This window comes from Streptomyces sp. TP-A0356, from assembly GCF_001417775.1.
GTDB lineage: Bacteria > Actinomycetota > Actinomycetes > Streptomycetales > Streptomycetaceae > Streptomyces.
Genome location: NZ_BBZJ01000029.1, coordinates 100,590 through 113,408 on the forward strand (window position 1 = coordinate 100,590; position 12,819 = coordinate 113,408).

9 protein-coding genes and 1 pseudogene are annotated in these 12,819 nt (G+C 69.4%); 7 read left to right on the forward strand and 3 right to left on the reverse strand.

What is annotated here, in order from left to right:
• Positions 1-37: 37 nt before the first annotated feature.
• The 3 genes from ASC56_RS40765 (at position 38) to ASC56_RS30755 (ending at position 5,100) form a co-directional block, all read left to right on the forward strand.
• A complete protein-coding gene (locus ASC56_RS40765; RefSeq protein ID WP_159039730.1) occupies positions 38-3,853 on the forward strand; it encodes a hypothetical protein in 3,816 nt (1,271 codons plus the stop codon).
• Between the two features lie 14 nt (positions 3,854-3,867).
• Positions 3,868-4,266, forward strand: coding sequence for a DUF6086 family protein (locus tag ASC56_RS30750; protein WP_159039731.1), 399 nt, complete (start codon positions 3,868-3,870; stop codon positions 4,264-4,266).
• Positions 4,267-4,368: 102 nt separating this feature from the next.
• A complete protein-coding gene (locus ASC56_RS30755) occupies positions 4,369-5,100 on the forward strand; it encodes a hypothetical protein (RefSeq protein ID WP_055494870.1) in 732 nt (243 codons plus the stop codon).
• A 36-nt stretch (positions 5,101-5,136) separates the two neighbouring features.
• Here ASC56_RS30755 and ASC56_RS30760 read toward each other — a convergent pair whose 3' ends face one another.
• On the reverse strand, positions 5,137-5,763 hold the full coding sequence (locus ASC56_RS30760; RefSeq protein ID WP_055494894.1) for a TetR/AcrR family transcriptional regulator: 627 nt from the start codon (positions 5,761-5,763) through the stop codon (positions 5,137-5,139).
• A gap of 267 nt (positions 5,764-6,030) precedes the next feature.
• Between ASC56_RS30760 and ASC56_RS30765 the strand changes: the two genes are divergently transcribed.
• From ASC56_RS30765 to ASC56_RS30780, 4 genes are all read left to right on the forward strand, one after another.
• Entirely contained in the window at positions 6,031-7,005 is a 975-nt protein-coding gene (locus ASC56_RS30765; protein ID WP_055494871.1) for a tetratricopeptide repeat protein, read from the forward strand.
• Between the two features lie 623 nt (positions 7,006-7,628).
• The gene (locus ASC56_RS30770; RefSeq protein ID WP_055494872.1) at positions 7,629-8,276 is read left to right on the forward strand and encodes a DUF6230 family protein; all 648 of its coding nucleotides are present in this window, start codon (positions 7,629-7,631) and stop codon (positions 8,274-8,276) included.
• Between the two features lie 131 nt (positions 8,277-8,407).
• A complete protein-coding gene (locus tag ASC56_RS30775) occupies positions 8,408-8,953 on the forward strand; it encodes a DUF6114 domain-containing protein (protein WP_055494873.1) in 546 nt (181 codons plus the stop codon).
• On the forward strand, positions 8,943-10,268 hold the full coding sequence (locus ASC56_RS30780; RefSeq protein ID WP_055494874.1) for a hypothetical protein: 1,326 nt from the start codon (positions 8,943-8,945) through the stop codon (positions 10,266-10,268). The genes ASC56_RS30775 and ASC56_RS30780 overlap by 11 nt, the downstream gene beginning before the upstream one ends.
• A 159-nt stretch (positions 10,269-10,427) precedes the next feature.
• Here ASC56_RS30780 and pyk read toward each other — a convergent pair whose 3' ends face one another.
• Positions 10,428-11,852 carry a pyruvate kinase gene (gene pyk / locus ASC56_RS30785; RefSeq protein ID WP_055494875.1) on the reverse strand — a complete coding sequence of 475 codons (1,425 nt, stop codon included), beginning with the start codon at positions 11,850-11,852 and terminating at the stop codon, positions 10,428-10,430.
• A 99-nt stretch (positions 11,853-11,951) separates the two neighbouring features.
• Positions 11,952-12,804: pseudogene (locus ASC56_RS30790) on the reverse strand (acetate/propionate family kinase); the annotation flags it as partial.
• Positions 12,805-12,819 lie beyond the last annotated feature (15 nt).

Consider the following 12,819-nt stretch of genomic DNA (forward strand, 5'->3'; position numbering starts at 1 on the left):
GCTGCGGCAACGGTTCACGGCAGCGACCATCCTCACGGTGTCGACCTCTGTGGTCGCCGGTCTGATATCGGCCGCTCCCGCGTCCGCCGCCCCACGGGCCGCGGACGAGCAGGACACCGGTCTCTACAGCAACAGCATCGGCGAAGGGCCCCGGCTCGACCGCTGCACCGCGGGTGTCGCCCTGCACATCGGTGGCCCAGCCATGAAGGCCAAGGCGATCGAGGGCCTGACCGGCACGGACGAACAGCTTCAGGCGATCATCGGGAACCCGGCCAACTACTACGCCCAGATGGGCGCTGCGATGGTCACCGACCGGGATTCCGCGTCCGGCTATCTGAAGAACTCGAGGGAGCGCAAGGATGCCCTCGAAGCCGCCAACAAGGTCTACGCCCAGACGGCCTTCAGCGATCAGATCACCCTGCACGCGCCGGAGTTCGACAAGTCCATCACCGATTTCACACTCGGTGCCCGGAGCGAGCTCCTCAACAAGTTCGGGCAGGACGGCCACGCCGTCCCCGGCCAGGCCGTCATCGACAAGGCCACGGCGCTCTACAACGCGAACAAGGGCAAGGACTCCTGGAACGACCTGGCGGCCCAGGAGATGCTCAAGGACGCCGGCAGCTCCGCGTACCGCAGAACCACGGCCAGCGACCTCGCCTACTACCTGCGGCACGGCGGCTATCCCGACACGGCCCCCGAGCCGGGTACCGCCGAGTTCCGTGTGGAGGCGGAGGCCCTCAAGGGTGCCTTCGGCGCCTGCGACAGCCTCAACCCGGTCGATGCCCGCCGGGTCATGAACCAGGTCGTCCTGACCGCGGGCGCGGAGTGGGAGCAGGAGTACGCCTCCCAGGCCGCCCCGCGGGCGACGATCATCAAGGCCGAGTCGGACGCTTCCAGGGCGGCGGTTGACGCCACCGACGCCATGATCGACTCTGTCGGGCAGGCGTGGCTCGCCGAGCAGATCCTGCTGTGGCAGAAGTACTGGGCCGACAAGCCGGCCGACGACATCCTGCGCCCGGCCAAGAGCGTCTTCGACAAGGCCGCGAAGGACCTGGCCAAGGCCCGCACCAACGCCGCCGCGGCCGCCGACAGGGCGATCAAGCTGGCAGCCGCCGCGAAGACCGCGTCCACGAGTGCGGACGGCGCCCAGACCGAGGCCTACAAGATCGCCGACGCCCGGCATGAGCCGCGGGGCCGCGGTCTGTCGTACGCGCAGCAGTCCGTCCAGGTGGCCAAGGCGTCCGCCGCCGCGGCCGAGGCGACCTCCCAGGCCGCCCAGACGGCCTCCAACGCGGCCAAGGCCACCGCCAAGGACACGGCCACCCTGCTCAAGCTGGCGCAGACCAAGGCGCACGCGGTGAACACCGAATTCCGCCGTGCGGCCGCCGAGGAGGCCGCACGCCAGGCGAAGGCCGCCGCGGACTCGGCCGAGTCCTACGCCAACAAGGCCGCGGCGAACGCGACCACGGCGAAGAACGCGCAGAAGACCGCCGCGGAGCAGAAGGAGATCGCCCGCAAGGAGGCCGAGAACGCGGCGGCCAAGGCCACCACGGCCGAACTCGAGCGGGCCAACGCCGCCGCCTACCGTGCCACGGCCGCATCCGAGCGTTCCAAGGCCGAGACCGCAGAGAAGAAGGCCGAGGACCTGAAGGGCTCGGCGACCAGCGCCCGCGGCGATGCCGACAGCGCCGCCGACACGGCGTCCGCCAAGCGCATCGCCGCCGAACGGGCCGAGGCGGACGCCGAGTTCGCCCGCGACCAGGCGTACCAGGCCGAGCAGCAGAAGAAGGCCTACGAGGCCCGCGCAGCCGCGCTGGAGTCGGCGGCCGCGGCCGCCGAGGGCACCGATGCCGCCGCGGACGCCAAGAAGGCCGCCACCGACGCCCGCACTGCTGCCGACCAGGCAGCCCACGACGCCGCCGGTGCCCGTCAGGCCGCCGACGACGCCACGACGGCGGCTGTGAACGCCCGCACCGCAGCGACCAAGGCCAAGTCGAGCGCGATCAGGTCCCGCAAGGCCGCGGACGACGCCTGGAACTCCTACTGGGGAGCGTTCAGCGCGGCGCAGACCGCGCACGCCGCTGCCGCCGAGGCGATCGACGCCTCCAAGGAAGCCGCCGCCAACGCGAAGAAGGCCGGCGAGGAGGCCGCGAAGGCCAAGGAACAGGCGAAAATCGCACACGACAACGCCGTCGCCGCGCACGACGAGGCCCTCAAGACGGCCAAGTCCGCGGCCGAGACCGTCGGCGAGGCCTACGCGACGACCCAGGCGGCGCTCGCCGCCCGCGACTCGGCCGACAAGGCACGGGCGCCGGCGAACACGGCGATCTCCATGGGGACGGCGTACCAGGAGACCGACTCCGCCGCCGCGTTCGCGGTCCTTGCGGGCCAGCAGTCCCTGACCTACGCAGAGCAGGAGGCCAAGGCGGCCGAGGCCAAGTCCGCCGAGGCCCAGCGCATGGCCAAGGAAGCGCAGGCCCTCGCGGACAAGGCGAGCAAGGACGACAAGGCCGCTGCCACTGCGTCGGCGCAGGCGGCGAAGGACGCTTCCCGTGCCGCGACCGCCTACCGGAACGCCCAGGCCTCGGCCCAGGAGGCGCGAACGGCGGCCGTCGAGGCGACGAAGCTGGCCGACGAGGCCGACGGCTACGCGGTCAGGGCCGGCGGCAGTGCCGTGAACGCGACCCTGTCGGCGAACAGCGCCGAGGCGGAGGCCGCCGCGGCGGACAACGAGGCCACCCAGGCGGAGAAGAGCGCCGCCGGTGCCCGTCAGGCCGCCAAGGAGGCGACGGACCAGGCGGACGCGGCCGACTTCTCGGCTCGTCGCGCGGCCAGCGATGCCGCCGGTGCGCAGGACGCCGCCGACAACGCGAACCAGGCGGCGAGCGACGCGCAGAAGGCGGCGGCACGCGCGGAGGAGGAGGAGCGCAAGCGTGTCGAAGCCGAGCGTCGCAAGGCCATGGAGTCCGGTGACACGGGTGTCACGGGCACCGACGCCAAGCTGACCGCCGACGACCGTGCCCTGCTGCTCAAGGCCTGCGGCCAGACGTGCGTGGACCAATGGGACCAGGCGAGCGCCGCCGTCGCTGCGTCCGTCATCGACTGGATCAAGAAGAACGGCGCCGACGTCCTCATCGAGGTCATCGGCGTCAACGACGCCAAGCGCTGCTTCGGTAAGGGCGATGTCGAGAGCTGTCTGTGGACGGCCGTGAACGCGGCCAGCTTCGCGGTCCTCATCGGCAAGCTCCCCGCGGTGACGAAGGCGATCGCCGTCATCGCCTCGAAGATCGGCAAGTTCTTCGAGGAGGCCGAGTGGGGCAAGCGCACGCTGGACCAGCTCCGGAAGGTCATCGAGGCCGCGAAGAAGGAACCCGACAAGGGCTCGATCGGCAAGTCCAGCACCCCTTGCGAGCATCCCGGCGCGGAGAGCTGCAAGAACATCACGTTCCCTGACAAGAACCGGCCGGAGCTCGGGTCCGACGGCAAGTACCACCTGAAGGAAGGCGACACCGAGAAGCAGATCGACAACCCGAACGATCTCAGTGACACCATCGGTGACATCGACGTGATCAAGGACGGTGTTCTGTGGGAGAACAAGACGGTCACAGCCCGTAAGCTCACGGACGAGCAGCTGAGGAATTGGGTACGGAAGCACGTGGGCAAGAAAGTCGACTCCTACCGTCGTGCCCGGCCCTTCCTCAAGGGCTATGAGGGTGCACCGATCGGCATCCGGTTCGAGGACCCTGCCATCAACACCATCAATCCCGGCCTGAAGTCCCTCGTGGAGGAGCGCATCCGGGAGCTGCGCCAGGCGAACCCCGATCTCGACATTCGATTCTGGTGGCCACAATGAGTTACATCTTCACCGTGAGTGACACCGACGAGGACGTCTGGGAACCCGCCCTGGCCGTCGGCCAGCTGTTCATGGGGGGCGCCAACGCCCTCAGTTCCCTGGTCCTCAAGGTGCCGAGCGGACTCGACGACATCTCCGGCGACTGGGTGAAGATCGACACCAGCCAGTACGGGGCGTTCGTCGAGGCGGCTCTGAGGAAGCGGGGCTCCGCCAGCCACCCGGAGCTCATGTCCCTGATGGACGGACTGCTCCCCGTGATGATCATGCTGGCCGACAGGAGCGGCGTCGGGATCACGGCGAGCACTCCGGCTGAACGCGCCTACTTGGAATGGGCGCGGGACAGAGACCGCGTGCTGCACGGGCACATCGTGGAACAGCGCGACGGCAGCGTCCACGTCTGGGGCCGCGACTGATCTTCAGGCGTGCGGTCTCTCCAGCCGCGCTGTACCCGTAGGCCGGGGAGCAGGCATGCCACGCATTCCTGCTCCCCACCGGTCACTCCGTTCGAGGGAAGCATGAGAACAACCGCAAGGATCACGGCCTTTCTCACCGGTGCCGTCCTGCTGACCACCGCGGCATGCAGCGGCGACTCGGGAACCGGTCATGCAAAGGGCGCGAAGAAGGACGACGTCGCGTCCTCCGTCTCGGGTCACCAGCAGGGCAGCACGGGTGCCGACGCCGGCCCCGCCAAGACGCTCGGCAAGAAGCGGCTCGACCAGGTCGTCATAGAAGGGACCGTCGCCGGATACAAGGTGAGCAAGCTCGCCGATCGGGACATCCCGCTCGACGGCGGGTACAGCGTGAACCGGAAGGAGTGTGCGCCCATCGGTGCGTTGATCGGCGGTCATCTGCCCGTGAAACCCGCGGGCGAGGTGTACCGGACGGTCAGGCCGGTCGATGCGAAGAACGCGACCGTGGGGAACGTATGGCTGTCCGCGTACGGCAGCGAACAGGCCGGCCGGGTTGTCGACACCCTCGGCACCGCCGTCGACATGTGCAAGGGCTCCTTCACCACCGCCGGGCTGACCTATCACTCGGTGGAGCGCATCGGGCCGGCCCGGCCCGGGGAGGTGGCCTTCCGAGTGACCGGTGATGTGGGCAAGCAGCAGATCACGATGAACTACCGGGTGGTGCGCGCCGGAACCGTCGTCGCGGGCTTCTACGGGGTGAACATGCTGCACCCCAAGGACGGAACGATTTCCGACGCCGTGGTGGACGCTCAGCTCGAGCGCCTCTCCAACGGCTGATTCGCCACCGGGGCGGCGGGAGCCGCAGCGGGCGCCCTAGAAGTTCTGCGACGCCCCCGCCAGCCCCAGCAACAGCACCCTGGTGAAGCTGCGCACCCACTCCTGGTCCGCCGGGCGGGCGCTCACCAGGGTGCGATGCACCACCGCCCCCGCCACCACGTCGAAGATCAGGTCGGCGGTGCGGGCCGCCTCCTCGGGTTCCGTCTCGGGGGGCAGCTCGCCGCGGGCCGTCGCGCGGGCACGGCCCTCCAGCACCAGGCGCTTCTGGCGGTCGACGATGGACGCGCGGATGCGTTCGCGCAGCGCGTCGTCCCGGGTGGACTCCGCCACGACCGCCATCAGCCCGCTCTTCGCCTCCGGGCGGTCCAGGATCGCCGCGAACTGGAGCACCACGCCCTCGATGTCCGCGGCCAGGCTGCCCCGGTCGGGCAGCTCCAGTTCGTCGAAGAGGGCCGCCACGGCGTCCACGACGAGTTCGTTCTTGCCCGCCCAGCGGCGGTAGAGGGTCGTCTTCGCAACCCCCGCCCGGGTCGCCACGTCTCCCAGCGTGAGTTTCGACCAGCCGAGCTCGACCAGCGCCTCCCGCGTGGCCTCCAGGATCGCGGCGTCCGCGGCGGTGCTGCGCGGGCGGCCGGGACGGGCGGCGGAGGGACTGCTCTGCATGTCAGTGACCATATCCGGCCTCGTTCGTGGCGATATCTGGGCTTCGTGTGAAGTGGTGAGGGAGATCACCGGCGGACTGGCCATGGCGACCCCTGGAGGCAGTTACGCTACGACTCGTAGCGAAAGCGTGTGCGGACTCCGGGGTGACGCGCGCCGAGCGACGACCACTGTTTCGCCGGGTGGGGACCCGGCATGTACGGCACCGTGCACGGCACGGCTTTCACAGCGCTTTTTCACAGCGGCCTACGGAAGGGGGAGGATGTACTCATGCAGCCACGGAACATGTCCATGAGCGGAGTCGTCGACCTCGCCGCGGTGAAGGCGGCCCAGGAGGCCAAGGCGAAGGCGGAGCAGGCGCGCGCCGAAGCGGCCCGGCAGGGCGGGGGAGGGGCGGTCTCCCCGGCCGACCTCGTCATCGACGTCGACGAGGCGGGGTTCGAGCGCGACGTCCTGCAGCGGTCCACCGAGGTGCCGGTCGTCATCGACTTCTGGGCCGAGTGGTGCCAGCCCTGCAAGCAGCTGAGCCCCGTCCTGGAGCGGCTGGCCCATGAGTACAGCGGCCGGTTCGTGCTCGCCAAGATCGATGTCGACGCCAACCAGATGCTGATGCAGCAGTTCGGCATCCAGGGGATCCCGGCGGTCTTCGCGGTCGTCGCCGGGCAGGCGCTGCCCCTCTTCCAGGGTGCGGCCCCCGAGCAGCAGATCCGCGCGACCCTCGACCAGCTCGTCCAGGTCGCCGAGCAGCGCTTCGGGCTGACCGGCCTGACCGTCGACCCCGACGCGGAGCCGGGCGCCGACCAGGTGGCCCCCCAGGCCCCGGCGGGTCCCCATGACGCGGTACTGGAGGCGGCCGTCCAGGCGCTGGACGCGGGCGACTTGGGCGGTGCGATCCAGGCGTACAAGAACGTGCTGAGCGACGACCCGGGCAACACGGAGGCCAAGCTCGGCCTCGCCCAGGCCGAGTTGCTGCAGCGGGTGCGGGACCTCGACCCGCAGCAGGTGCGCAAGGAAGCCGCCGAGAAGCCGGGTGACGTACCGGCGCAGATCGCCGCGGCGGACCTGGATCTGGTGGGCGGACACGTGGAGGACGCGTTCGGGCGGCTGGTCGAGACCGTGCGGCGTACGGCCGGGGACGACCGGGACGCGGCACGGCTGCGGCTGCTGGAACTCTTCGAGGTGGTCGGTGCCGACGATCCCCGCGTGACCGCGGCGCGCCGGGCGCTCGCGCGGGCCCTGTTCTGACCAGTCGCTAAACACCCGGGCATGTGATGCCCGGGTGAAAGATTTACCGACAGAGAGACACCGCGGCCGCGTTTTGCCAAATCTTGGTAATCGCGGCCGCTGTTACTGGGAGTAAATCAGGGCCGTTGGTCTGTCGGGTTCTGTCCGCACTTCAACCGTTTCATCATCTCCTTCTGCACCACGAAGAGTTGCCGGTCGACGCCGATGGGTCGCTGTTCGGTTATCTGGCCGTTACTAGCGAGTAACGAACCCCCTTGCGGGGGCGGCGAGAATGCACCACGATCGGCGACGCTCGGTCCATCGCCGTACCCCGACAGCCAGCCGGGTCAACGGGTTTCCCATGGGTCCCCACCGAGCAGGAGCCGGCGGCAGTGGCGCCGGGTCCTGGACAGGGGGGTCTCCGCCGCGGCGGAGCCTGTCCGGCAGGTTGTGCGTGATGCGTGTCAGGCGCGACCAGTGGTTGTCGCTCGGGGGTGATCGCCGGTGATTCGGGCGCGATTCGCGCCTCCGAGCGCGGGCGCTCTCCTTCCCGAGGACGTAGCACTTCTCCCATCCCTGCCCGGCTGAGCCGCCGACCGGTAGCGAGCTCGGGCCAGGAGATGTACGTCCGAGAAGGAGGAAATATGGAGTCCCAGGTGCGTGGCGGGACCAGATGGAAGCGGTTCGCTGTGGTCATGGTGCCCAGCGTCGCCGCGACGGCAGCGATAGGCGTGGCCCTCGCGCAGGGTGCGCTCGCCGCGTCGTTCAGTGTGTCGGGACAGTCGTTCAAGGTCCGTGCCGCGTCACTCGACGGCAAGGGCTTCTCGCAGTACGGCGCCATCGACTCGGGTTACACGCTCTCCGGTGGAGGGGAAACGGGTCACCCCGTCGCGGTGTCGGCCTTCTCGAAGGCCACGATCACCAAGCTGTGCCAGTCGGTGGTCACCCCGAACATCCCGGTGATCGGCTCCGTCAGCCTGAAGCTGACGGCGGGCGACAGCACCGAAGAGGCCAAGAAGGTTCACGCCGAGAACCTGTACATCGACGTCGCCGACCTCGACGCCGGCTCCGCCGAGTTCCGGGGCATGGACATCGGTGTCGCCGGCAAGGACCTCAAGGGTCCGAAGCTCAAGGGCGGCAAGGAACTGTCGAACCCGAACGGCTTCGCCCAGCAGGCGGACGAGGCCGTCCTGACCGATGTGAAGCAGACGGCGTGGGCGACCACCGCCGGAACCTTCACGCTCCCCGGTCTGCACATGTCGCTGTCGACGGGTGTCAACGAGTGCTACTAGGCACTCGATGACGGGCGGGGGGAGCCGAAGGCACCCCCCGCCCGTCCGCTCTCCGGCAGCACCCTTCACACCCCCCACACTCCGAAACACCACCCTCACCACAGCAACGCCGCACCAGGGAGCTGTTTTCCATGAGCGCCGAGACTCCTGCCGCATCCGGCCAGTTCACCCGCCGGAGGCTGCAGTTCCGCGCCTGGCGGGGCACGAGGCCGTTCTGGGCCGGCCTGTTCGTCTTGCTCGGTGGCTTTCCGATCATGTACTTCCCGTACGCGCACCTGCAGTTCGGGCACCTGACGCTGGCGATGGCCACCACCGCGGGCGCCGGCTCCCTGATCATCGGCGTGCTGCTCATAGTGCTGGGCATCAGCCTCTGGTTCCAGAAGCACATCCGGATCTTCGCGGGTGTCGCATCGATCCTGCTGGCGCTGGTGTCCATCCCGGTGTCCAACTTCGGCGGGTTCGTCGTCGGCTTCCTGCTCGCGCTGGTCGGCGGGGCCATGGCCATCTCCTGGGCCCCCGGTGTACCGCCCGAGCCGCAGGCCCTGACGGGCGCCGAGCCGAACGGTGGATTCACGGAAGGTGTGGCCGTGCAGGGTGCCGACGGGGGGAGCGAGCCGAACGATCTGTCAGGAACGAGCCCGGCCAACGGGGCGAACGGGAGGCACAGTGCCGGCTGACGAGGTGACCCACGGGACTGACGCGGATGCGTCCCGTGTGAGAACCGGGCCGCGCCACGCGGCCCCCAGGAAGCCGCTGTTCACCAGGATCCACGTGCCGGCGGGCAAGGCGATAGCCCTCGCGGCGATGCCGACGGCGGTCCTCATGGGCATGGGGTTCACGCCGACGCTCGCCCGCGCGGACGACCACGCGTCGGCCAAGACCCTCACACCCGACGAGTACCAGAAGTGCGTGGAGGTCCTGGACAACTCCAAGGGTGCCAAGGACGCCTCGGCCACGCCGTCGCCCTCCGCCTCGGCGAGCGCGTCCAAGTCCGCCGACACGGCGGAGCCGACGCCGTCGGCCTCCGCGGACACGTCGTCGGGCAAGACGTCGTCGGGCAAGACCTCTTCGTCGGATTCAGGTTCCGGTGACAAGGCCACGCCCGCGCCGTCCGCCTCCTCGTCCTCCGCGAGCTCCTCGGGCAAGGCGCCGGGCAGCGGTACGTCCACGCCCGGCCCCGCGGCCTCCGCGGGCGGCGGCAATGTGCTGGAGGACATCGGCAACGCGCTCAAGAACGTCCTCACGCCCGGCGGCAGTTCCTCGGCGAGCTCCTCCGCCACGCCGTCCCCCTCGGCCTCGGCGTCCGCGGCCAAGGAGACGAAGGGCACCTCCTCCACCGTCACCGACACCACCAAGAAGGTCACCGACACGGTCAAGAAGACCGTGAAGGACACCACGGACACGGCGACCAAGGCGGCCTCCGAGGCCACCAAGGCGGCGGGTGACACCGTGAAGGCGGCGGCCTCGGCGACCGCGAGCCCGTCCCCGTCCCCGAGCTCCAGCGCCTCCGCGGCGAACTGCCCGGCGGCCACCCAGGACCAGGGCGGGGTCGAGAAGACCGTGGCCCTGCCCGACGCCCCCTGGCACCTCCAGGCCAGCTCGCTGCTGCTGAAGAGCGCGGACTACCAGGGCATCGTCAAGGTGCGCACGGCCAACGGCACTGTCAAGAAGGTCCTGAAGTACGTGATCTCCGGCGGCACCGACATCGGCGACCTGCATCAGCTCGTCGACGGCCAGAAGGGCGAGACCTACCACGTCCAGGGCGGCAAGGGCTCCTTGTCCACCATCCGCGACGGCAAGACGGTGATGTACACGGAGAGCATCTCCGGCAACCTCTTCGGCCTCATCCCGGTCACGTTCACCCCGGACAGCCCGCCGCCGCTGAACATCCCGCTGATCTACTTCACGAACGTGAAGGTCACCCAGGCCGGCCAGTTCGGCGGCACGCTCACCATCCCGGGGATGCACCAGTACGTCACCGGCGGGAGCTGAGCCCTCTCAAGACCAGTTCGGGAGCCGCACAAGTACCGTGCCCCGCCGGGCGTTCTACCCGGCGGGGCACGGTGCTGCCCGCGCACTCGGCCGCAACACCGAGGGCGCCCCGGCGAGGGGCGCCCTCATGTGTCGTACGGGGTCCGTCAGTTGCGCCCGTCAGGTGCGCTCGCCCAGGTGGTGGACGCGGACCATGTTCGTGGTGCCCGGGACGCCGGGCGGGGAGCCGGCGGTGATGACCACGATGTCGCCGTCGTTGAACCGCTTCAGCTTCACCAGCTCCTGGTCGACCAGGTCGACCATCTCGTCGGTGCTGTTCACGAACGGAACGACGTGCGACTCCACGCCCCAGCTCAGCGTCAGCTGGTTGCGGGTGGACTCGTCCGTGGTGAACGCCAGGATCGGCTGGGCCGCGCGGTAGCGGGACAGCCGGCGGGCGGTGTCACCGGACTTGGTGAAGGCCACCAGGCCCTTGCCGCCGAGGAAGTCCGCGATCTCGGCCGCCGCGCGCGCCACCGAACCGCCCTGCGTCCGCGGCTTCTTGCCCGGGACCAGCGGCTGCAGGCCCTTGGAGAGCAGCTCCTCCTCGGCCGCGATGACGATCTTCGACATCGTCTTGACCGTCTCGATCGGGTACGCGCCCACGCTGGACTCGGCCGACAGCATGACCGCGTCGGTGCCGTCCAGGATGGCGTTGGCCACGTCGGAGGCCTCGGCGCGCGTGGGACGGGAGTTGGTGATCATCGACTCCATCATCTGGGTCGCCACGATCACCGGCTTGGCGTTGCGGCGGCACAGTTCGATGAGCCGCTTCTGCACCATCGGGACCTTTTCGAGCGGGTACTCGACGGCCAGGTCGCCGCGGGCGACCATCACCCCGTCGAACGCCATCACGACGTCCTGCATGTTCGCCACCGCCTGCGGCTTCTCCACCTTGGCGATGACCGGGACCCGGCGGCCCTCCTCGTCCATGACGCGGTGGACGTCCTTGACGTCGTTGGCGTCCCGCACGAAGGACAGCGCGACCATGTCGCAGCCCATGCGCAGCGCGAACCGCAGGTCGTCGATGTCCTTCTCGGACAGTGCCGGGACGTTCACCGCCGCGCCGGGCAGGTTGATGCCCTTGTGGTCGGAGATGACACCGCCCTCGATGACGATCGTCCTGACCCGGGGGCCCTCGACGTCCAGGACCTTCAGCTCGACGTTGCCGTCGTTGATGAGGATCTGGTCGCCGCGCTGCACGTCTGCCGGCAGGCCCTTGTAGGTCGTGCCGCAGATGTGCTTGTCGCCCAGCACGTCCTCGGTGGTGATGATGAACTCGTCACCGCGCACCAGCTCGACCGGGCCCTCCGCGAAGGTCCCCAGGCGGATCTTCGGGCCCTGCAGGTCGGCGAGGACACCGATGGCCTTGCCGGTCTCGGCGGACGCGGACCGGACGCGGTCGTACCGCCCCTGGTGCTCCTCGTGGGATCCGTGGCTGAAGTTGAAGCGGGCCACGTTCATGCCGGCTTCGATCAGCGTGACGAGCATTTCGTGGGAGTCGACCGCGGGGCCGAGAGTACAGACGATCTTCGAACGGCGCATGGGGCGATCCTATCGGTTTGTTTCGCTACGGAATATTCCGCCTGGCGGAAGATGCAAATGGGCAGGTTCGCGCTCAGGCGAGAGCCGGTCGAATTCCTTTCAGTTGCTCTTTCCGACCAGTGCGTAGGTCTGCCTGGCGATCTCCAGTTCCTCGTCGGTGGGCACCACGGCGACCGCCACCCGCGCGTGCGCGGGCGAGATCAGCCGCGGCTCGTCGCCCCGTACGGCGTTCAGGGCGCCGTCGACCGCCAGGCCCGGCTCCTCCAGGCCCTCGACGGCCGCCGCCCGCACCTCGGCGGCGTTCTCGCCCACTCCGGCCGTGAAGGCGATCGCGTCCACCCGGGCCGAGTACCGCGTAATAGGCGCCGATGTACTTCTTCAGTCGATGGATGTAGATGTCGAAGGCGAGCCGCGCCGCCCGGTCGCCCTCGTCGATCCGGCGGCGGATCTCCCGCATGTCGTTGTCTCCGCACAGACCGAACAGACCGCTCCTCTTGTTGAGGAGAGTGTCGATCTCATCCATGGACATTCCGCCAACACGCATCAAATGGAAGATGACCGCGGGATCCACGTCACCGGAGCGCGTTCCCATCACGAGCCCCTCCAGCGGAGTGAGCCCCATGGAGGTGTCCACGCACCGGCCGCCCCTGACGGCCGAGGCGGATGCCCCGTTGCCCAGGTGCAGCACGATGACGTTGACCTCTTCCGGCGCCTTGCCCAGCAGCTTCGCGGTCGCCCGGGACACATAGGCGTGCGAGGTCCCGTGGAACCCGTACCGCCGCACCCGGTGCCGGTCCGCGATCTTCAGGTCGAGCGCGTGGCTCGCCGCGTACTCCGGCATGGTCGTGTGGAACGACGTGTCGAAGACGGCGACCTGCGGCAGGTCCGGGCGCAGTGCCCTGGCCGTGCGGATGCCGGTGAGGTTGGCCGGGTTGTGCAGCGGCGCCACGGGGTCGCGCCCGCCCAC

Bases quoted from the DNA above. Each gene is read 5' to 3' on its own strand.
- ASC56_RS30760 (WP_055494894.1), bottom strand. From the start codon at position 5,763: ATGCAGAGCAGTCCCTCCGCCGCCCGTCCCGGCCGCCCGCGCAGCACC.
- pyk (WP_055494875.1), bottom strand. From the start codon at position 11,852: ATGCGCCGTTCGAAGATCGTCTGTACTCTCGGCCCCGCGGTCGACTCC.
- ASC56_RS30765 (WP_055494871.1), top strand. From the start codon at position 6,031: ATGCAGCCACGGAACATGTCCATGAGCGGAGTCGTCGACCTCGCCGCG.
- ASC56_RS30775 (WP_055494873.1), top strand. From the start codon at position 8,408: ATGAGCGCCGAGACTCCTGCCGCATCCGGCCAGTTCACCCGCCGGAGG.
- ASC56_RS30770 (WP_055494872.1), top strand. From the start codon at position 7,629: ATGGAGTCCCAGGTGCGTGGCGGGACCAGATGGAAGCGGTTCGCTGTG.
- ASC56_RS30755 (WP_055494870.1), top strand. From the start codon at position 4,369: ATGAGAACAACCGCAAGGATCACGGCCTTTCTCACCGGTGCCGTCCTG.